Consider the following 21,223-nt stretch of genomic DNA (forward strand, 5'->3'; position numbering starts at 1 on the left):
CGGGAACACAGGAACATACGTACGCTTATTAATAGCCAGTCAGGTTTCATTTATGATAAAATGGGGATTATGATTACTAACATAAGAAAACGACATAGGCTTTCAGTAAAGCATTTTTAGATAAATGAACAAGTATATTTGTCAGAAGGCAGGGGGTTCGAAGGTGAAAAACCAATTTGAAATTGTGTCTAAATACAGTCCGCAAGGGGACCAGCCAAGGGCCATTGCCGAACTTGTTTCAGGCATAAAGGAAGGAAAGAAAGAGCAGACACTGCTCGGAGCAACGGGGACCGGAAAAACGTTTACGATCTCTAATGTCATTAAAGAGGTTAATAAACCAACCCTTATTATCGCCCATAATAAAACGCTCGCCGGACAATTGTATAGCGAGTTCAAGGAGTTTTTTCCGAACAACGCTGTCGAGTATTTTGTCAGTTACTATGACTATTACCAACCGGAAGCGTACGTGCCGCAGACAGACACGTTTATTGAAAAAGATGCGAGCATCAATGATGAGATTGATAAGCTTCGCCACTCGGCTACATCGTCATTATTTGAGCGGAATGATGTCATCATTATTGCCAGCGTATCGTGTATTTACGGCTTAGGTTCGCCGGAGGAATATCGTGACCTCGTTATTTCTTTACGGAACGGAATGGAGATTGAACGCAATCAACTGCTTCGCAAACTCGTGGACGTCCAATATGAACGGAATGACATTGACTTTAAACGCGGGACATTCCGGGTGCGAGGGGATGTAGTGGAGATTTTTCCTGCTTCTCGTGATGAACATTGTATCCGCGTCGAGTTTTTTGGTGACGAAATTGACCGAATCCGTGAAGTGGATGCATTGACTGGGGAAATCATTGGCGACCGTGAACACGTAGCGATTTTTCCGGCGTCTCACTTCGTTACACGCGAAGAAAAAATGAGAATAGCAATTGGAAACATTGAGAAAGAGCTGGAGGAACAGCTCGCTATTTTGCGTGCCGAAAATAAATTACTTGAAGCACAGCGGCTTGAACAGCGGACGCGCTATGATCTGGAAATGATGAGAGAAATGGGATTTTGCTCGGGGATCGAGAATTACTCGCGCCACTTGACGTTACGGCCGCCTGGTTCTACACCCTACACACTTCTTGACTATTTTCCAGATGATTTCTTAATCGTAGTGGATGAGTCCCACGTGACGCTTCCTCAAATTCGCGGCATGTTCAATGGTGACCAGGCGCGTAAGCAGGTGCTTGTCGATCATGGCTTCCGTCTGCCATCTGCTAAAGATAATCGTCCGTTAAAATTCGAGGAGTTTGAGGATCATGTGAATCAAATTGTTTATGTATCCGCCACACCGGGTCCTTATGAAATAGAGCATACACCGCATATGACAGAGCAAATCATCCGTCCTACCGGGCTGCTTGATCCAACAGTGGATGTCCGGCCGATCGAAGGTCAGATTGATGACTTATTGAATGAAATCAACGAGCGGACCGCCCGAAATGAGCGAGTGCTAGTAACAACCTTAACGAAGAAAATGTCCGAAGATTTAACGGATTATTTAAAAGAAATCGGCATCAAGGTCGAGTATCTTCATTCTGAAATTAAGACACTTGAACGGATAGAGATCATTCGTGATCTTCGACTCGGCAAATTTGATGTGCTTGTCGGGATTAACTTGCTGAGAGAGGGACTCGATATTCCGGAAGTGTCACTTGTCGCGATACTAGATGCTGATAAAGAAGGCTTCCTTCGTTCTGAACGCTCCCTTATTCAGACGATGGGACGGGCAGCTCGTAATGCTGGCGGCCACGTTATTATGTATGCCGATAAGATAACAGACTCCATGGCAAAAGCGATGGAAGAAACGAAGCGGCGCCGGGAAATCCAGCAGAAGCACAATGAAAAGCATGGCATCACACCGCAAACGATTCAAAAGGATATTCGTGATGTGATTCGGGCAACACATGCTGCTGAAGAAGTAGAAAGCTATGAAACAGCAGCTGCTAAGAAAAAGCTGACACCTCAAGAACGAAACCGTCTCATTGCCAACTTAGAGAGCGAGATGAAAGCAGCAGCCAAAGCGCTTGATTTCGAATTAGCCGCTCAGCTGCGTGACGCATTGTTAGAGTTGAAATCGGAAGGATGACGTTGATATGGGAATAGATAAAATTATTGTAAAAGGGGCAAGGGCGCACAACTTAAAAGATATTGACGTGACCATTCCACGCGATAAGCTCGTCGTTTTGACGGGCTTATCGGGTTCAGGGAAGTCATCGCTAGCGTTTGATACCATTTATGCAGAGGGACAACGGCGCTATGTAGAGTCTTTATCGGCTTATGCCCGCCAATTTCTTGGACAAATGGATAAGCCGGACGTAGATGCAATTGAAGGGCTGTCACCTGCTATTTCGATTGATCAAAAGACAACAAGCCGAAATCCACGCTCAACGGTCGGGACCGTTACTGAAATTTATGATTACCTTCGCTTGCTGTTTGCTCGTGTTGGCCGCCCGGTTTGTCCCGTTCACGGTATTGAGATTACCTCTCAGACGATTGAGCAAATGGTGGATCGCATTATGCAATATGAAGAACGGACAAAGCTGCAAGTGCTCGCTCCGATCGTTTCTGGCCGCAAAGGCACGCACGCGAAAGTATTCGAAGACATTAAGCGTCAAGGCTACGTTCGTGTGCGAGTTGATGGAGAAATGCGGGAAGTAGAAGAAGAAATTGAACTTGAAAAAAATAAAAAGCATTCGATTGAAGTAGTCATTGACCGTGTCGTAGTAAAGGATGGCATTGAGGCGCGGCTAGCTGACTCGCTTGAGGCAGCTTTGAAGCTTGGTGAGGGCAATGTTGTCATTGACGTGATCGGTCGTGAGGAACTGCTGTTTTCCGAGCATCACGCTTGTCCGCACTGCGGCTTTTCAATTGGAGAGCTTGAACCGCGCATGTTTTCCTTTAACAGTCCATTCGGAGCTTGTCCAACCTGTGACGGACTAGGCTCGAAGCTGAAGGTAGATGTGGATCTTGTCATTCCCAATCCGGATCTAAGCTTAAAAGAGCATGCGATTGCGCCGTGGGAGCCAACGAGCTCACAATACTATCCGCAGCTGTTAGAATCAGTCTGCCGTCATTATGGCATCCCAATGGATGTGCCGGTAAAAGATTTGCCGAAAGAGCAGCTTGATAAAATCTTAAATGGCTCCGGGCGTGATCGTATTCATTTTCGTTATGAAAATGACTTTGGCCAAATCCGCGAAAATAACATTATATTTGAAGGTGTTCTCAGCAATGTGGAGCGTCGTTATAAAGAAACGAGCTCAGATTTTATTAGGGAACAAATGGAAAAATACATGGGACAGCAGAAATGTCCGACATGTAAAGGCTATCGCTTAAAAAAAGAAAGCTTAGCTGTAAAAATCAACGGCCTGCATATTAGTGAAGTGACAAACTTTTCGATTGAGGAAGCGAAACAATTTTTCGGAGATTTGTCCTTAACAGAAAAAGAAATGCAAATAGCTCAGTTAATTTTGCGGGAAATCTGTGAGCGGCTTGGCTTCTTAGTCGATGTTGGCTTGGATTACTTAACGCTCAGCCGCTCAGCTGGCACGCTCTCAGGCGGGGAAGCCCAGCGGATTCGCCTCGCCACTCAAATTGGTTCAAGGTTGACAGGGGTTTTGTACATTTTGGATGAACCGTCGATCGGTTTACACCAGCGCGATAATGACCGCTTAATCAGCACGATGCAAAACATGCGTGATATCGGCAACACGCTCATTGTCGTGGAGCATGACGAAGATACGATGATGGCAGCCGACTATTTAATCGATGTCGGACCAGGCGCTGGCGTTCATGGCGGCCAAATCGTGTCAGCCGGCACGCCAGAAGAGGTCATGAACGATCCCGCTTCCTTGACCGGCCAGTATTTATCGGGGAAAAAATATATCCCGCTGCCAGCGGAACGCCGTCAACCAGATGGACGCTGGGTTGAAATAACGGGCGCGAAAGAGAATAACTTGCGTAACGTAAAAGTGAAATTTCCACTCGGTACGTTTATTGCGGTTACCGGTGTATCAGGATCAGGAAAAAGTACATTAATTAATGACATTCTCTATAAAACACTCGCTCAAAAGCTGCAGCGTTCTAAACAAAAGCCGGGTAATCATGGAACAATTAAAGGAATTGAGCATCTGGATAAAGTGATTGATATCGATCAGTCGCCAATCGGACGGACACCGCGTTCTAACCCGGCTACGTATACGGGCGTATTTGATGATATACGGGAAGTGTTTGCTACGACAAATGAAGCGAAAGTTCGGGGCTACAAAAAAGGCCGGTTCAGCTTTAATGTCAAAGGCGGCCGTTGTGAAGCATGCCGCGGGGACGGCATTATCAAAATCGAGATGCACTTCTTGCCGGACGTGTACGTGCCGTGTGAAGTTTGCCATGGCAAGCGTTATAACCGCGAAACACTGGAGGTAAAATATAAAGGGAAGAACATTGCTGATGTTCTCGCTATGACCGTGGAGGACGCCCTTGAGTTCTTTGAAAACATTCCTAAAATTAAACGCAAGCTGCAAACAATCGCTGACGTTGGCCTTGGTTATATCACGCTTGGACAACCGGCGACGACGTTGTCGGGAGGGGAAGCACAGCGTGTTAAGCTTGCTTCCGAGCTTCATCGCCGCTCGACAGGACGCTCATTTTATATTTTAGATGAGCCGACAACCGGCCTGCACGTAGATGACATTGCTCGTCTTTTGACTGTGCTGCAGCGCCTCGTCGAGAACGGCGACACGGTATTAGTCATCGAACACAATCTCGATGTCATTAAGACGGCTGACTATATTATTGATCTAGGGCCAGAGGGCGGCGATAAAGGCGGCACGATCGTGGCAGCCGGTACACCGGAGGAAGTAGCGGAAACAAAAGGGTCATACACCGGCCATTACTTGCATAGAGTGTTAGCGCGTGAACGAGAAAGGGAGCACTATACGGAAAGCTAAGAAGGAAAGCAAACTCTCTTTTCCACCCGATCAGGCTGATGGCAAACGTTTGCTATCAGCCTCTGAAAAGGATGAAACTTTTTCTTTCTATCTTCGTAAGAATGAACAGAAAGCCAATTCTTAATGAATGGAGTGCCTGAAATGAACGAAGAGAAAAAAAGAATTTTAGAAATGGTAGAAGCAGGTTTGATTTCAGCAAGTGAAGGTTTGACCTTACTAGAGGCGCTCGATAAAGAGCCGGCTCAGCAGGCACGCAAAGAACGCAAAGATCATTTCTTTGATGAGCTTGTCAGCTTTGGACAAAAATTGAGCGGCAGCTGGGAAAAACAAAGCGATCAATCAACCGGTTCCTCCAGCCAGCCGAAGGATAAGCTGTTTCAGTTTGTTCAGTCCGCTGTGCAAAAACTGAAAGACTTCGAGTTTCCACTCGGGAAAACAGTGGAATTTTCGCATACATTCCAAGAAAATGATTTTTCGCCACAACGCATCAAGGCAGAAACAGCAAGTGGCAGCTTTACGATTAAGCCTTGGCAGGGAAGCGGTGTAAAGGCGGAGTGCTACGTTAAGATGTATGGTGCTGATAATGAAGATGAAGCACGTGAATCATTTATTAAGAATAGCGTCTTTTATGCCCGTGAAGACAAACTTTCCTTTTCAGTTGGCTTGAAGTTAATGAAAGTGGATACGGTTTTATATGTGCCGGAAGCGGCTGTAAAGGACATCTCTGTTAAGCTGTTTAATGGCTCATTCAATATGCGTGATTTAGACGTTCAAAATTTAGAAGTGAAGACAGCAAACGGTAAAATTGAAATTAAAGGATCGAAGGTTGGAGAATTTGAAGGAGAAACAGGCAATGGACAAATCTACTTTATCGATTGTGAAGGCAGAAAAGTAGAAGCCAGTTCCTTTAACGGAGCGGTTCACGTGGTCGGCTCCGTCGGCTATACCGAAATTAAATCCTTTAACGGCAACGTGCTCTGTGATTTGAAATCTGATGCAGCTCATACGGTAAAAGCACAGGCTGTGACAGGGAATATTGAAGTATATGTACCTGATCATATGGCGATGAAAGGAATACTGCGTACGAATCTCGGCTCCTTGCAGCTTCCGGAATCCGGCATGAAAAAAGTAATTGAAAAAGAAGAAATGGTTCAAAAGCTTGTCCGCTTTGAAAGTGAAAAAGAAGCGCTTGGGCAAGTTGTGATTGAGGCAGAAACGAAAACCGGATCTGTTTCTGTTAAAACAACAGCTTTTCATGAAAACCACAATGACAAAGAAAGTGAACCGCCTTCTATCTTTGAAGGTGAGTGATTGTAATGAATTGGATCATTGGCATTTTAATTAATGCGGTCTTGTTTATTGCCATTTCCGGCTATTTCTCAGGGCTGCATGTAGATAGCTTTTCGTCGGCCGTCATTGCTAGTATCATTTTATCGATTTTAAATATGATCGTCCGGCCGCTGCTTATTCTTTTTACCTTACCGATTACCTTTTTAACATTGGGTCTTTTCTTATTTGTAATCAATGCCATCACACTGCTATTAACTGACAGCATTATGAGGTCAGCTTTTGATATTTCCGGCTTTGGAATGGCCTTGTTCATTGCTGTCGTGATGGCATTGGTGAATCTTATTTTACAAGTAACGTTCTTAAAGAAAGATAAATAATGCTGTTTGTGCTTGATTTGATAGTAAAAAGGAGGAGGCTCTCATATACAATGAGAGCCTCCTCCTTTTACCTAGCGGGCAATGGATAAATGCTTTCGATCGCTTCTGTGATGGCTTGAGCGCATAACTCTCGGTAAGCTCCCGTTCGCAGCAGTTGTGCTTCTTCCTTGTTCGTCATAAACCCCGCTTCAATTAATACAGCTGGCATGAGAGTTTTCCGCAGGATATAAAAGTTGGCCGTTTTTACGCCGCGGTTTTTGCGGCCGGTGAGAGTTACGAGGCGCTGCTGAATCGCTTTCTCTACAGCCTCTGCCTGTTTTGGACGTGAAGAGTGAATGAAGGTTTCAATGCCATGAGCCTCGTTCCAGCCATCTCCATAAGCGTTTGCGTGAATGGATAAGAAAAGGTCGGCTTTCCAGCGGTTTGCTTTAGATACTCTCTCCCCCAGAGGCACGTCCACTTGATCGGAGTGAGAAAACCCCACGCTTGCTCCTTTTCCCTCTAGCTTTTTTCTTAGTAGGAGCGCGACATCGCGGTTGAATTCAAATTCTCGCATGCCGTCCGGTGTTCTTTTGCCAGGTGTTGAGTAACCGTGACCTGCATCAATTATGATTTTCATATGCTTTTCCTCCTGCTTGTTTTCTCAATTTATACATACCAAATAGTAAAGAAAAAGGGCACATTCACGGCTCGACAGTAAAATTTCTTATTCTTCATTTTAATTGGCACCGGTAAAAATGTTACAATAGAAAAAGATTGCCATGATGAGGAGGAAAAACAGTGGCTAAAGTGCGTACATCTGATTTGCTGGAAAATCTTGATTTAGAACTTGTTAGCGGTGAAGACGGCATTCATCGTCCAATCACAACGAGCGATCTTTCTCGTCCGGGCCTTGAGCTTGCCGGCTTTTTTGATTATTATCCGAAAGAACGGGTTCAGCTGCTTGGGATGACAGAGCTGACTTTTTTTCAAAAACTTCGTTCCGATGAAAAATTAGAAAGAATGGAAAGGCTCTGTGACGACAGGACACCGGCGATTGTTATTTCCCGTGAACTGGAAGTACCGGAAGAATTAATTGAAGCTTCTGAACGGCATGCAGTACCCGTGATGAAATCAAAATTGACAACAACGAGACTGTCGAGCAAACTGACAAATTATTTGGAAAAAATGCTGGCACCGACAACCGCCGTTCACGGCGTTCTCGTTGATATTTATGGCGTAGGGGTGCTGATTACTGGACAAAGCGGCGTCGGTAAAAGTGAGGCGGCTCTTGATCTTGTAAAAAGAGGGCATCGCCTCGTTGCGGATGACTGTGTAGAGATTCGTCAGGAAGATAATGATACGCTTGTCGGCAGTGCGCCGGAGCTGATCGAGCATTTACTGGAGATCCGGGGACTTGGTATTATTAATATTATGACCTTGTTTGGCGCTAGCGCGATTAGAAGTACAAAAAGAATTACGCTCAATGTTCATTTGGAGCTATGGAATTCTAAAAAACAATACGACCGGCTGGGCATTGAAGAAGATAAATTAAAAATCATTGATACCGAAATCACTAAAATTACCCTTCCTGTACGTCCCGGAAGAAACATTGCCGTTATTATCGAAGTAGCAGCAATGAACTTCCGTTTAAAACGTCTTGGTATTAATACGGCGAAGGAATTTACAGACAAGTTAGCAAATGTCATCAGCGAACGCGACACTGATTTTATATAAGAGAGGATGACGAGCAGAAAGGGGAAAGAGAATGGAAGGCTATCCACTTGATCCGATTGCTATTGCCATTGGGCCGATCCAGGTTCACTGGTATGGCCTAATTATTGGCTTTGGCATTGCACTCGGTTTTTATTTAGCTGTCAAAGAAGGCGACCGTCTCGGCTTGCCTAAAGATACATTTGCCGATCTACTCATTTGGGCGATTCCGATCGCCATTATTTCGGCACGCATTTATTACGTGTTATTTGAATGGGGATACTATTCTCAACATCCAGGAGACATCATTAAAATCTGGAATGGCGGAATTGCCATTCACGGTGCGTTAATCGGTGCTGTCACAACCACCATTGTCTTCTCAAAAATGAAGCACATTTCGTTCTGGAAACTGGCCGATATTGCTGCTCCAAGCATTATTTTAGGGCAGGCGATTGGCCGTTGGGGGAACTTTATGAATCAAGAGGCACACGGCGGGGAAGTGACACGCTCTTTTTTAGAAAACCTGCATTTGCCTGAATTCATTATCAATCAAATGTATATAGATGGTCATTATTATCATCCGACCTTTCTCTATGAATCGATCTGGAATTTTGTTGGGTTTATTTTGCTGTTAAGCTTGCGGAAAGTGAACTTAAAACGGGGAGAGCTATTTTTATCTTATGTGATCTGGTACTCAATCGGCCGTTTCTTTATTGAAGGGATGCGAACAGACAGTTTGATGCTGACAGATTCACTGAGGATTGCTCAAGTGATTTCGCTCGTCCTTCTGGCGACAGCTATCGCAATCTTAGTCATTCGCCGCAGACAAAAAAAGGAACAGCTGCCTTATAACAGCGCAGTAAACGAATGACGATGAAAGGAACAGGGGATAATATGGGGAAAACATTGCGAAATGGTTTGCTTTCAGGGGTTAAAACAACGTGGCTGCTCGGTAAAATTATTTTTCCGATCACTCTTATTGTAACGTTATTGCAATACACACCAATATTACCATGGGTGATGGAGGCTATTAGTCCGGTCATGCGGATATTTGGATTGTCAGGCGATGCCTCTATCCCGCTTGTGCTCGGTAATTTCCTAAATTTATATGCAGCGATTGGTGCCATTCTATCATTGGATTTATCAGTGAAAGAAGTATTTATTTTAGCTGTAATGCTGTCCTTTTCACATAATTTATTTATTGAATCCAGTGTTGCTGCCCGTGTCGGCGTAAAGCTGCCTGTTATTTTGGCGGTAAGATTAGGTCTTGCCTGTGTATCAGCCATCATCATCAATTTAGTTTGGCACGGCGGCAGTGGAATAGCGCAATATGGCATGGCTCCGCCGCTTCAGGCTGATCCAGATGGCTGGGGACAAATATTCATGCTTGGTCTTGAAAAAGCAGGATACGGAATTTTTCAGCTTGCTTTGATCGTTATGCCGCTCATGCTCGCTATTCAAGTTTTAAAAGACTTAAAGTGGCTGGACGCTTTTTCCCGGTGGATGGCGCCTGTCACTCGCCTGCTCGGAATGAAAGAAAATACATCTATGACACTGGCATCAGGCTTGCTTTTTGGTCTTGCCCTTGGTTCCGCGGTGATGATTCAAGCGGTAAGAGAGGACGGGGTAAGCAGCCGGGATGTTACATTGGCGATGATTTTTCTAGTCGCGTGCCATGCGGTCGTGGAAGATACAGTCATCTTTATGCCCCTTGGCATTACCGGATGGCCTTTACTAGCGCTATTTTTAATTCGGTTAATCACCGCTATTTTACTAACACTTGCTGTGTCGTCGCTATGGAAGCCAGCTGAATTGGTTCAAAGAAAGGAAGCAAAATTATCATGACGAAAATTACAACATTGCTGTTTGACTTAGATGGAACGCTTATTAATACAAATGAATTAATCATTTCTTCGTTCTTGCATACACTCAATCACTATTTTCCGGATCAATATAAACGTGAAGATGTTTACCCGTTTATGGGACCGACACTCGTTGAGACGTTTTCTGGTATTGATGCAGAACGTACAGAAGAGATGATCGCTCGCTATCGAAAATTTAATCTTGAAAATCATGACATGCTCGTTACTGAGTTTACCGGCGTTTTTGAAACAATCCGTACATTAAAAGAAAATAACTTTAAGCTCGCAATCGTTTCCACAAAACTTAGAGATACCGTGATCAAAGGTCTTAAATTGACGAATTTATATCCGTTTTTCGATACAATTGTCGCTCTCGATGACGTGACTCATCCAAAGCCGCACCCTGAACCGTTATTAAAGGCATTACAGGAGGTCGGCTCCAAGCCGGAGGAAGCGATGATGATCGGCGATAACTTCCATGACATCGAAGGCGGGAAAAATGCCGGTACGTTAACCGCTGGTGTAGCTTGGTCTGTGAAAGGAAAAGGTTTCTTGCAATCATTCGATCCAGATTACATGCTTGAGGCGATGCCGGATCTTTTAGACATCCTCAAGATTGGGGTATCCGAAAAGTGAGAAAGACGAAACGGTATAAAACAGAAGGAGCTAATTCGCTCTGGAACATTTATAAAACCGTCTCGTTTTGGAAAACATTTAAAAATACAGCCATTATTGAAATTGGCCGGTTTGTCCCGTTCATGAAAGTAAAAAACAGCTTGTATCGCACATTTCTTGGGATGAAAATTGGTGAGCAAACAGCGCTCGCTTATAAAGTGGTGCCAGACATTATGTTTCCGGAACTGATTTCAATCGGCCGCAATACGATTATTGGCTACAATACGGTAATTCTTGCTCATGAGTATTTAATTGAAGAGTACCGTCTTGGAGAAGTTATAATCGGTGATAACGTAATGATTGGCGCTAACAGTCTGATTCTTCCTGGAGTGACAATTGGCGATGGCGCGGTTATTTCTGCCGCAACGCTCGTTCATCGCGATGTGCCTCCCGGAGCATTCGCCGGCGGCAATCCGATGCAAATCAAAGAAAAAAGAGAACCTGTTAAAATTTAATAATAAACATAAGCTAAAAAACGTTTCGGCAGCCGGAACGTTTTTCTTTCTTTAGGAAACGATAAAACAAACGTTGTCCATTATTCTTGCATAGATGAAAAGGGAATGTACGCTGTTTCAGTGTCCCTTTCTTTTTAAGAAAAGACAGTAGTTTGCCGCAGCGTTCACCCTCTTATTTTTCTTGACTAGAATTGTCAGAAACGTTACACTACTTGTAAATACTTCATCATGTTAGCATATTAGCGAACTAAAGCATGCTGCGTGAAATACACAGATAATCGGGTGATAGATCATGTCGAAGCTGTTAATGTTTGAAAAACCTGTCGGGATGCGGGACACCCTCCCTCACATATATGAAACGAAACGGAAGTTAAAAGAAGCAGCAGAAAGGGAAATGAGAAGCTGGGGATACCGTTTTATTGAAACGCCTGCATTAGAGTACCATGAAACAATTGGAGAAGCCTCGGCTATTCTTGATCGCCAGCTGTTTAAATTGCTTGACCAGCAGGGAAACACACTTGTGCTTCGGCCGGATATGACAACGCCGATTGCACGGGTAGCAGCGTCGAAGTTATTAAAGGAACGTGTTCCGCTGCGTCTGGCTTATTCAGCGAACGTTTATCGGGCGCAACAGCGTGAAGGCGGAAGAGCCGCCGAGTTTGAACAAATTGGAATAGAAATGATCGGTGACCAGACCGTTAGTGCTGATGCAGAGATTATTGCTTTGCTTGCATCGATTTTAAAGAAAACAGGCATCGAACGTTTTCGGATCTCTCTCGGACATATTCGTTTTACAGATGAATTGTTCCGGCAAATTCTCGGCACTGAAGAACGGGCTGAGCATTTACGCCGCTTTTTATATGAAAAAAATTATGTCGGCTATCGTGAACATGTGAAAAGTCTTGCCCTTTCTTCTATCGATCAGCAACGGCTTCTTCGTTTTCTTGATTTATCGGGCGAGCTAAGTTGTCTAGAAGGAGCCGCTAATTTAATTGAAGGTGGAGCAGGCAGCGAAGCGATTGCTGAATTACGTAACTTATATGAAAGACTTCAGGAGTATGGGGTCGCGGAGTATATTAAATTTGATTTACCGCTCGTCAGCCATATGAGCTACTATACAGGACTAGTATTTGAAGTATACGTGGATGGAGCCGGTACACCGGTTGGCAATGGAGGTCGTTATGATCAGCTGCTTGAAAAGTTCGGCCGTCCGGCAAGTGCTACAGGCTTTGGGCTTCGAGTGGACGTGCTGCTTAGCGCTCTCGAACAATTAGCAGAAGAAGAAAAAGTGCATTGCATATTGTTTAGCAACGAAAGGCGGTTAGAAGCTATTCAAGAGGCTAAGAAGCGCCGAGAAGCTGGAGAGGCGGTTCTTCTGCAGGATGTAGCGGGTGTAGAAGATGTGGACCGATTTACGGAATCATGTAAAAGTGTTTCGTTTTTCGTAGGAAAAGCAGCAAGCGGAAGGGAGTTTTAAGAGCGATGTTAACGATTGCGATGCCAAAAGGACGGATCTTTGAAGAAGCAGCTGACCTGCTTCGTAAAGCTGGTTATCAGCTGCCGCCGGATCTTGATGATTCGCGTAGGCTCATTATTGAAGTGCCGGAAGAAAATCTACGCTTTTTTCTAGCCAAACCAATGGACGTTGCTACCTACGTAGAATATGGGGTTGCAGATTTGGGGATTGCAGGGAAAGACGTGCTTCTTGAAGAAGAAAGAGATGTGTATGAACTGATTGATTTGAAAATCAGCCCATGTTACTTGGCGGTTGCCGGATTGCCGAATACGTCTGTGGATGAAGTAGCACCGAAAGTGGCAACGAAATACCCTAACGTCGCTTCCTCGTATTTTCGGGAAAAAGGAGAGCAGGTTGAGATTATTAAGCTGAACGGTTCTATCGAGCTTGCCCCGATGATTGGCCTTGCCGACCGCATCGTCGATATTGTCTCAACAGGCCGGACATTAAAGGAAAATGGCCTTGTTGAATATGAAACAATTGTAGATATTACCTCTCGATTAATTGTCAATCAGGCTAGCTATCGCTTAAAGGATAAGGAAATCGGACAACTTGTCAGCCGGCTGTCAGAGATTATTGCAGAAAAGGCAGTGTGAAAGAGATGAAAATTCAAAGCGTGACACCAGAATTATCATTAAAGCGTTCTGTCGATAGCGGTACAGATGAACAGCGTGCCGCTGTTCAAAAGATTATACAGGCAGTTCGGTCAGACGGCGACGCTGCCCTCTTTACTTATACGAAGCTGTTTGATCAAGCGGAATTAGATAGCATGCGGGTAACACAGGCGGAAATTGAGGAAGCTTATAGCGAGTTTCCAGAGCATATAACCCAGGTGATCAAAGAAGCAGCTGAAAATATTTTTACTTTTCATCAAAAGCAGCTGCGGGAAACATGGACGTACACAGATCAAAATGGGACGATGCTCGGCCAGAAAATGACGCCGCTTGACTCAGCGGGTGTCTATGTGCCAGGGGGGACAGCAGCCTATCCATCGTCTGTCCTGATGAATGTTCTGCCAGCAAAGGTTGCGGGAGTGAAGCGAATCGTGATGGTTTCACCACCGGGTCCTGATGGCCGTCTGCCTGCCGGCGTTCTCGTCGCTGCCGATATTGCCGGGGTAGAAGAAATCTATAAAGTCGGCGGTGCTCAGGCAATAGCAGCCCTTGCTTATGGAACAGAGACGATTCGGCCGGTTGATAAAATTACTGGACCTGGCAATATTTATGTCGCGTTGGCTAAACGAGAAGTGTTTGGAGATGTGGACATTGATATGATTGCCGGTCCAAGTGAGATTGCGGTTCTTGCAGATGAGAGTGCCCGGCCGGTAGAGATTGCCGCCGATTTACTATCACAGGCAGAGCATGATACACGGGCAAGCAGTGTGCTAGTGACTCCTTCGCAAAGATTAGCAGAGGAAACGGCCGCAGAAGTTGAAAGACAGCTTGCCGGTCTTCCGCGGGAAGCGATTGCCCGAAAAGCGATCGAACACTATGGAGCAATTTATGTTACAAGAGATATACAGGAAGCGATTGATGTTGTGAATCAGCTGGCGCCGGAGCATTTAGAAGTCATGACAGAAAATGCGATGAATGTCGTAGAAAGAATTCGCCATGCAGGAGCTATTTTCATCGGCCGCTTTAGTTCCGAACCGATTGGTGATTATTTTGCCGGACCTAACCATGTGTTGCCAACGAATGGAACAGCTCGCTTTTCATCACCGTTAAACGTGGACGATTTTATGAAGAAATCAAGTTTAATCATGTATAGCGAGCAGGCTTTTAATGAGAATGTCGATAAAATTGCCGCATTTGCCCGGCTGGAGGGGCTAGAAGCCCATGCACGGGCGGTAGAAGCAAGAAAAATAAAATAGCATGAAAGAATGTCAAAAATGAGCAGAAGAAGGAGTGGCCCAATTGAGTAACCGGATGACAGAACTAAACCGCAACACGAACGAAACAAAAATCCAGCTTGCTTTTTCTATAGATGGTGAGGGCCAGGCAAATATCCAAACTGGTGTGCCATTTATGGATCATATGCTAGATTTATTCACAAAGCATGGCCAGTTTGATTTAACGGTTAAAGCAGACGGAGATGTAGAGATAGATGATCATCACACGACAGAGGATATTGGGATTTGTCTTGGGCTTGCCTTGAAAGAAGCTCTTGGTGATAAAAAGGGGATCAAGCGTTACGGAAATGCCTTTGTTCCTATGGATGAGACACTTGCCCAAGTCGTAGTCGACTTAAGTAATCGTCCGCATTTTGAGATGCGCGGGGAGTTTCCAGCACAGAAGGTTGGCACGTTTGATACAGAGCTTGTTCATGAGTTTCTGTGGAAGCTTGCTTTGGAAGCAAGAATGAATCTTCATGTCATCATTCACTATGGCAGCAATACACACCATATGATCGAAGCCGTTTTTAAAGCACTTGCTCGAGCGTTAGATGAAGCAACTTTCATTGACCCGCGTGTTAAAGGCGTGCCGTCGACGAAAGGAATGTTGTAAATGATCGGCATCGTTGATTATGGAATGGGCAATTTATTTAGCGTCAGCAAGGCGCTCGAGCGCATAGGCGTTCCTTATATTATTAGCGATTCTGCTGAAGAGCTGAACGAAACGAGAGGTTTGATTTTACCGGGAGTGGGATCGTTCAGAGATGCGATGACATTATTGAAAGAGAAAAAGCTGGATGAATTTCTCCATGCCTATGTAGAGAGCGGCCGTCCGCTTTTAGGTATTTGTCTTGGCATGCAGCTGTTGTTTCAAGAAAGTGAAGAAAATGGACGGACACAAGGACTTGGCTTGTTAAAAGGACGAGTTGTGCGTATTCCTATTGATCAGGATGATAGAGTGAAAGTGCCGCATATGGGTTGGAATCAACTGACTTTCCATCAGGAATCACCTGTGCTTCACGCTGTAGAAGAGGGTTTTGTCTATTTTGTTCATTCTTATTATGTAGATAGGATGGATAAAGAAGCACTGCTTGCTAGTACGGTTTATAGTGTGGAGATTCCGGCTGTTGTCGGAAGGGATAATGTATTCGGCATGCAGTTTCATCCTGAGAAGAGCAGCCGGGTCGGCATGCAGCTATTAACGAATTTTGTAAAAGCAATGGAACAATCGGAGGCGATTTTATGAGTTTTACGATCTACCCGGCCATTGATATGCGCGGCGGCAAATGTGTTCGCTTAAAGCAAGGAGACTACAATCAGGAAACAGTATACGGTGATTCTCCTTTTGACATGGCAAAGTCATTTGTAGAAGAAGGAGCAGAATGGATTCATATGGTTGATCTGGACGGCGCAAAAGACGGCCGGCGGATTAACGATCGGTTCGTCATTGAGGCAGCACAAAAGCTTCAGACAAAAGTGCAAATTGGAGGCGGCATTCGCACCGAGGAAGATATTCGCCACTATTTGGACAATGGGATAGACCGAGTTATTATCGGCAGTCTTGCTGTTTCAGAAACAGAACTCGTTAAGCAGTGGCTTAAGAAGTTTGGCAGCCAAATCGCCATTGGCCTTGATGCGAAAGATGGTTTTGTTGCGACACATGGCTGGATTGAAACGTCTTCTTTAAAAGCGGCAGACTTAGGCAAGGAACTTGCGGAAGCAGGGGCAGAAACCTTTATTTTTACCGATATTGCTACTGATGGAATGCTTGCGGGGCCTAACATCGAAGCAGTAGCCGAGCTAGCCCGCGTAACTGGAAAACGTGTCATCGCTTCTGGCGGCGTCAGCTCGCTTGAAGATTTAAGAAAAATCAAACGTTATGAGCAGGAGGGTGTCAGTGGCGCCATTGTGGGTAAAGCTATTTATACGGGCCAGTTCACTGTTCGTGAGGCGCTGAAGGAGGCGGAAACCGTATGATTACAAAACGGATTGTGCCCTGTCTTGATGTGAAGGATGGCCGCGTTGTAAAAGGTATTCAGTTTGTTGAATTGCGGGATGCCGGAGATCCAGTTGAACTTGCTAAAGTATATGACGAACAAGGAGCAGACGAATTAGTATTTCTTGATATTTCTGCTTCCCATGAAGGACGGAAAACGATGGTGGAAGTAGTTCAAGATGTGGCTTCGCAGCTTGCTATTCCTTTTACCGTTGGAGGCGGTATTAACTCACTTGAGGACATGAAACGTATTTTGCGTGCAGGTGCTGATAAAGTATCCTTAAATACAGCCGCTGTTCTTAATCCGGAGTTAATCACAATTGGTGCCGATTATTTCGGTACGCAGTGTATTGTCATTGCGATCGATGCAAAGTGGGATGAAGCACTTGGTTCATGGCGGGTTTATACACATGGTGGACGCCAGAAAACAGATCGGGAAGTGATCAGCTGGGCACAGGAAGCTGTCGAGCGGGGAGCCGGTGAAATTTTATTGACAAGCATGGATAGGGATGGTGAAAAAAGAGGTTTTGATCTTGCCCTGACAAAGGCAATCAGTGAAGCAGTCTCCGTTCCAGTCATTGCTTCTGGCGGAGCTGGTGAAGCGCAGCACTTTTTCGAGGTATTCACAGAAGGATTGGCAGATGCGGCATTGGCTGCTTCTATTTTCCACTATAAGGAGACCAGTGTCAGTGAAGTGAAGAACTTTTTAAAAGCTCGGGGAGTGAATATGAGATGAGTATAACCGTAGAAGAAATTCGATTTGATGAAAAAGGGCTAGTGCCTGCCGTCGTTCAAGACGCAACTACATATGAAGTACTGACACTTGCTTATATGAACAAAGATTCGCTTCAACGCACGATAGACAGCGGAGAAACTTGGTTTTTCAGCCGTTCACGTCAAGAGCTTTGGCATAAAGGAGAAACGAGCGGAAATACACAGAAGGTCGTGAACATCAAGTATGACTGCGACCAAGATGCGCTCGTCGTACTCGTTAAACCACAGGGGCCTGCTTGTCATCTCGGAACGACAAGCTGCTTTGAGAATTCTTTGTATGGCGAACAAACAGGGATGCTGCCGTACACGATTTTGCATAAATTAGAGGAAGTTATCGCTGACAGAGAGCAGACTCGTCCTGAAGGAGCTTATACGACATACTTGTTTGAAAAAGGGGTCGATAAAATCCTAAAAAAAGTCGGCGAGGAAGCAGCAGAAGTCATTATTGCGGCTAAAAACCGCGACAAAGACGAGCTGCAGTGGGAAGCAGCTGATTTGTTGTATCACTTGCTCGTTCTCCTTCGTGAACAGGAAGTGGAGCTCGCGGACGTTCTTGGTGTGTTAGCCAAGCGCCATGAAGAAAAAGGGAAATAATGAGATAAGCTGTCTTGAAGTTGAGAAAAGAAGACTTTAAGGCGGCTTTTTTCGTGGAAACCGAGCTTGAGTAACGACCAAAGAGCCGATATCGTGGACAACTAGACTGGAGCGACGAACAAAGTCTAGAGTATCTCTGCTGCCCGTGGTTTAAAAAGATCGCTTTTATATTAACGAGCCTTCGATATCTATGATATACTCAATAGGTTAATTAACAATGCTCGGAGGACTTTCATGACAAAACACTCAAAGTTACGGAAGGAAAAGGGAAAGGTTATCTCTTTTTTGCCGACAGGTGAGTATTACTATACAAAAGGGTTAAAAGCGCTGCGAAAGAGAGAATTGCCAAAAGCGAAAAAGTATTTGTCACGGGCTATGGATTTGGAGCCGATGGAGCCCATGATTGCCTGTCAATTAGCAGTGGTAGAGACAGAACTTGGAAATTTTGAACAATCAAATGGCTTGCTGCATTTTGTGTTGGATGATTTAGATCCGCTCATTAGCGAATGCCATTATTTTTTAGCTAATAATTATGCTCATCTCGGTTTATTTAAAGAAGCATTTAAGCATGCAAAAGCCTATTTAGAGCAGGACGAAACAGGTGAGTTCTCTGAAGATGCCGAGGAGCTGTTAGATTTAATCGAACTCGATAGTGAGGAAGATTTCGCTGAATTAGAGGAGCAGGATGAGCTAATCGTTTTGCAGGAAGAGGCCCGCTATTTACTTGAAGGAGGCAGTTTCGAAAAGGCGATTGATCGTCTAGAAGGATTAATTGCCAAGCATCCGGATTTTTGGCCTGCTCATAACAACCTGGCTCTTGCTCATTTTTATCTTGGTGAGATCGAAAAAGCGCATCAAGTGTTGGAGAACGTGCTAGAAAAGAATCCCGGAAATTTGCATGCTTTATGCAACTTAGCCGTGTTTTTCTTTTATGAAAAACAATATGGTCTGCTGAGACAGTTGGTAGATCTACTGCGGAAGACGTATCCGCTGTTGCCAGAACAGCAATTTAAGCTCGGTGTTACATTTGCTTTAATCGGCCAGTATGAAGATGCTTATCGCTGGTTGAAGAAGCTCCATAAAAGTGGTTTTGAAGGCGAGCCGGCTTTTTATTATTGGCTTTCGCATTCAGCTTATTTTTCTGGCCGGCAGGAAGCGGCAGAGAAGGCTTGGAAGCAAATGTTGCGAATAAGCCCGGAGAAAGCAGGTCAAGAGCCGTGGGCGACTAAAAAAACAGAGCATCTGGGCCATGAACATCAGCCATCTTCTATAGTAAAGAGAATGAATAGTGAATATGAAGAAGAGCGTCTTTTCGGTATCTTCTTGCTTTCTGTCACGGATGATCACAAGAAGGTAATGGGACATTCTGATTTTTGTGATATTGAAACACTCGCTTTTCGTGAAAAAATCTATTTAGCTGATGTGCTCGGCATGCCAGTAGATACAAAACTGAAGGAAGAGGCCCGCATCCGGTTAGGCCACGAAACAGCCCTAGCTCTCTACAAAAGATTTCAGCCAATTGGCACGGAGGAAGCCGGCTTATTGATGCTGTGGTTTACAGTTTTTGGTGAATTGGCTGAGGAACAGACGCGTTTAAAAAACAGTGAGGCCTTTGCCGCGGCTACAGAATATATGTGGCATAAGCTCCGCGGTGAAAAGAAATCACAGACAAGCCTGGCGGAAAAATATAACCTTTCTCTTTCAACATTGCAAAAGTACATCAAGTATGTACGTGAACGATTATAGTGAGCAGAAAAATAGACGAAAAGCCCTTAATTGATTAGGATAAAGAGGAGAATAATTGATACGTTTTAGGGTATCTATATAGTACCGAAGGAAAAGGAGTGGCTAGTTTTGACGGCAGAAGATAAAATTTATGATGTCATCATTATCGGCGCAGGACCGGCGGGAATGACAGCCGCTGTTTATACATCACGTGCGAATCTTTCTACGTTAATGATTGAGCGCGGCGTGCCGGGAGGACAAATGGCAAACACAGAGGAAGTGGAGAATTATCCTGGATATGATCACATTCTTGGTCCGGATTTGTCCACGAAAATGTTTGAACATGCGAAAAAGTTCGGCGCTGAATATGCCTATGGCGATATTAAAGAAATTGTGGATGGTAAAGAATACAAAACTATCAAAGCAGGTGCCAAAGACTTTAAAGGCCGTTCGGTTATCATTACAACAGGGGCAGAATGGAAAAAACTTGGCGTTCCTGGTGAAAAAGAACTAACTGGCCGCGGTGTTTCTTATTGTGCGGTTTGTGACGGTGCGTTCTTTAAAGAAAAAGATCTTGTTGTTGTCGGCGGTGGTGATTCAGCTGTTGAAGAAGGAACGTATTTAACGCGCTTTGCCAAAAATGTGACGATTGTTCACCGTCGTGATGAGCTTCGTGCTCAAAAGATTTTGCAAGACCGGGCATTTAAAAACGAAAAAGTTGATTTTATCTGGAATCACACAGTAAAAGAAGTCAATGAGAAGGATGGAAAAGTTGGCAGTGTTACACTTGTCTCTACTGAAAACGGTGAGGAACGGGAATTTCCTGCTGATGGTGTGTTCATCTATGTAGGCATGCTGCCGCTTTCTAAACCGTTCTTAAACCTTGGTATTACGAATGAAGCCGGCTACATTGTGACAAATGAGCAAATGGAAACAAGTATTCCAGGCATCTTTGCAGCAGGTGACGTACGTGAAAAAACACTTCGTCAAATTGTGACGGCAACCGGGGATGGAAGTATTGCAGCTCAAGCTGCTCAACATTTTGTCGAAGAATTAAAAGAAGAATTAGGGGTAGAGGCATAAGTTTAACAGACTGTTAATCGACTCGTAATGAAGCTGAAATAAAAATATGGTACATTAATTCAGTAATCTGATACACCCCCTATATTTAATCATATCCCTTTTGACGAGGTTGTTCCGATGATCGGCACTGACTTCTGCGGCTTACATAGCCGTCTGAATCGCCGCTATGGAATAGCCTCTTTTTTTAGTGTTTCAGTGAGCAGAAAGGTTACGGTATCAATCGTATCCTCGTTTTGTTAGATTATCCTTTATTTTCAGAGATGAAATGCTTTCTTGAAGGAACACAGCAT

Annotated in this window: 20 protein-coding genes; 19 read left to right on the forward strand and 1 reads right to left on the reverse strand. The window is 44.5% G+C overall.

The window, feature by feature from the left end; translation table 11 throughout:
* Positions 1-163: 163 nt before the first annotated feature.
* From uvrB to A8F95_RS10220, 4 genes are all read left to right on the forward strand, one after another.
* Positions 164-2,143, forward strand: a complete 1,980-nt coding sequence (gene uvrB / locus A8F95_RS10205; protein WP_065410403.1) for an excinuclease ABC subunit UvrB — start codon at positions 164-166, stop codon at positions 2,141-2,143.
* A gap of 7 nt (positions 2,144-2,150) precedes the next feature.
* A complete protein-coding gene (gene uvrA / locus A8F95_RS10210) occupies positions 2,151-5,003 on the forward strand; it encodes an excinuclease ABC subunit UvrA (RefSeq protein WP_065410404.1) in 2,853 nt (950 codons plus the stop codon).
* A 141-nt stretch (positions 5,004-5,144) separates the two neighbouring features.
* On the forward strand, positions 5,145-6,314 hold the full coding sequence (locus A8F95_RS10215) for a DUF4097 family beta strand repeat-containing protein (RefSeq protein WP_065410405.1): 1,170 nt from the start codon (positions 5,145-5,147) through the stop codon (positions 6,312-6,314).
* 5 nt (positions 6,315-6,319) lie between these two features.
* On the forward strand, positions 6,320-6,670 hold the full coding sequence (locus tag A8F95_RS10220) for a phage holin family protein (RefSeq protein ID WP_065410406.1): 351 nt from the start codon (positions 6,320-6,322) through the stop codon (positions 6,668-6,670).
* Positions 6,671-6,737: 67 nt separating this feature from the next.
* Here the strand turns inward: A8F95_RS10220 and A8F95_RS10225 are convergent, their stop codons facing one another.
* A complete protein-coding gene (locus tag A8F95_RS10225; RefSeq protein ID WP_065410407.1) occupies positions 6,738-7,289 on the reverse strand; it encodes an N-acetylmuramoyl-L-alanine amidase in 552 nt (183 codons plus the stop codon).
* Positions 7,290-7,450: 161 nt separating this feature from the next.
* On the opposite strand from A8F95_RS10225, the gene hprK reads away from it, so the two are divergent.
* From hprK to trxB, 15 genes are all read left to right on the forward strand, one after another.
* Complete coding sequence (gene hprK, locus A8F95_RS10230) at positions 7,451-8,386, forward strand: HPr(Ser) kinase/phosphatase (RefSeq protein ID WP_049664767.1); 936 nt, start codon at positions 7,451-7,453, stop codon at positions 8,384-8,386.
* A gap of 31 nt (positions 8,387-8,417) precedes the next feature.
* Positions 8,418-9,233 (forward strand): prolipoprotein diacylglyceryl transferase, encoded by an 816-nt coding sequence (gene lgt, locus A8F95_RS10235; RefSeq protein WP_065410408.1) that lies wholly within the window; start codon positions 8,418-8,420, stop codon positions 9,231-9,233.
* Positions 9,230-10,207, forward strand: a complete 978-nt coding sequence (locus A8F95_RS10240) for a nucleoside recognition domain-containing protein (RefSeq protein ID WP_245671231.1) — start codon at positions 9,230-9,232, stop codon at positions 10,205-10,207. The genes lgt and A8F95_RS10240 overlap by 4 nt, the downstream gene beginning before the upstream one ends.
* Positions 10,204-10,860, forward strand: a complete 657-nt coding sequence (gene ppaX / locus A8F95_RS10245; RefSeq protein ID WP_065410409.1) for a pyrophosphatase PpaX — start codon at positions 10,204-10,206, stop codon at positions 10,858-10,860. Before A8F95_RS10240 ends, ppaX begins: the two co-directional genes overlap by 4 nt.
* On the forward strand, positions 10,857-11,354 hold the full coding sequence (locus A8F95_RS10250; protein ID WP_065410410.1) for an acyltransferase: 498 nt from the start codon (positions 10,857-10,859) through the stop codon (positions 11,352-11,354). Before ppaX ends, A8F95_RS10250 begins: the two co-directional genes overlap by 4 nt.
* A 292-nt stretch (positions 11,355-11,646) precedes the next feature.
* Complete coding sequence (locus A8F95_RS10255; RefSeq protein WP_065410411.1) at positions 11,647-12,831, forward strand: ATP phosphoribosyltransferase regulatory subunit; 1,185 nt, start codon at positions 11,647-11,649, stop codon at positions 12,829-12,831.
* 5 nt (positions 12,832-12,836) lie between these two features.
* The gene (gene hisG / locus A8F95_RS10260) at positions 12,837-13,466 is read left to right on the forward strand and encodes an ATP phosphoribosyltransferase (RefSeq protein ID WP_065410412.1); all 630 of its coding nucleotides are present in this window, start codon (positions 12,837-12,839) and stop codon (positions 13,464-13,466) included.
* A gap of 5 nt (positions 13,467-13,471) precedes the next feature.
* Positions 13,472-14,740, forward strand: coding sequence for a histidinol dehydrogenase (hisD, locus tag A8F95_RS10265; protein WP_065410478.1), 1,269 nt, complete (start codon positions 13,472-13,474; stop codon positions 14,738-14,740).
* A gap of 55 nt (positions 14,741-14,795) precedes the next feature.
* Positions 14,796-15,374 (forward strand): imidazoleglycerol-phosphate dehydratase HisB, encoded by a 579-nt coding sequence (gene hisB, locus A8F95_RS10270; protein WP_065410479.1) that lies wholly within the window; start codon positions 14,796-14,798, stop codon positions 15,372-15,374.
* The gene (hisH, locus tag A8F95_RS10275) at positions 15,375-16,007 is read left to right on the forward strand and encodes an imidazole glycerol phosphate synthase subunit HisH (RefSeq protein WP_065410413.1); all 633 of its coding nucleotides are present in this window, start codon (positions 15,375-15,377) and stop codon (positions 16,005-16,007) included.
* Positions 16,004-16,738: a 1-(5-phosphoribosyl)-5-[(5-phosphoribosylamino)methylideneamino]imidazole-4-carboxamide isomerase gene (gene hisA, locus A8F95_RS10280; RefSeq protein WP_065410414.1), complete on the forward strand. Its 735-nt coding sequence runs from the start codon at positions 16,004-16,006 to the stop codon at positions 16,736-16,738. The genes hisH and hisA overlap by 4 nt, the downstream gene beginning before the upstream one ends.
* The gene (gene hisF, locus A8F95_RS10285; RefSeq protein WP_065410415.1) at positions 16,735-17,493 is read left to right on the forward strand and encodes an imidazole glycerol phosphate synthase subunit HisF; all 759 of its coding nucleotides are present in this window, start codon (positions 16,735-16,737) and stop codon (positions 17,491-17,493) included. Before hisA ends, hisF begins: the two co-directional genes overlap by 4 nt.
* Positions 17,490-18,125, forward strand: coding sequence for a bifunctional phosphoribosyl-AMP cyclohydrolase/phosphoribosyl-ATP diphosphatase HisIE (hisIE, locus tag A8F95_RS10290; RefSeq protein WP_231603541.1), 636 nt, complete (start codon positions 17,490-17,492; stop codon positions 18,123-18,125). Before hisF ends, hisIE begins: the two co-directional genes overlap by 4 nt.
* 234 nt (positions 18,126-18,359) lie before the next feature.
* Positions 18,360-19,871, forward strand: a complete 1,512-nt coding sequence (locus A8F95_RS10295) for a tetratricopeptide repeat protein (RefSeq protein WP_065410416.1) — start codon at positions 18,360-18,362, stop codon at positions 19,869-19,871.
* Positions 19,872-19,979: 108 nt separating this feature from the next.
* Positions 19,980-20,933, forward strand: coding sequence for a thioredoxin-disulfide reductase (gene trxB / locus A8F95_RS10300; protein ID WP_281181763.1), 954 nt, complete (start codon positions 19,980-19,982; stop codon positions 20,931-20,933).
* Positions 20,934-21,223: the final 290 nt, after the last annotated feature.

It is taken from the genome of Pseudobacillus wudalianchiensis, from assembly GCF_001685015.1.
Taxonomy (GTDB): Bacteria; Bacillota; Bacilli; order Bacillales; family Domibacillaceae; genus Pseudobacillus; species Pseudobacillus wudalianchiensis.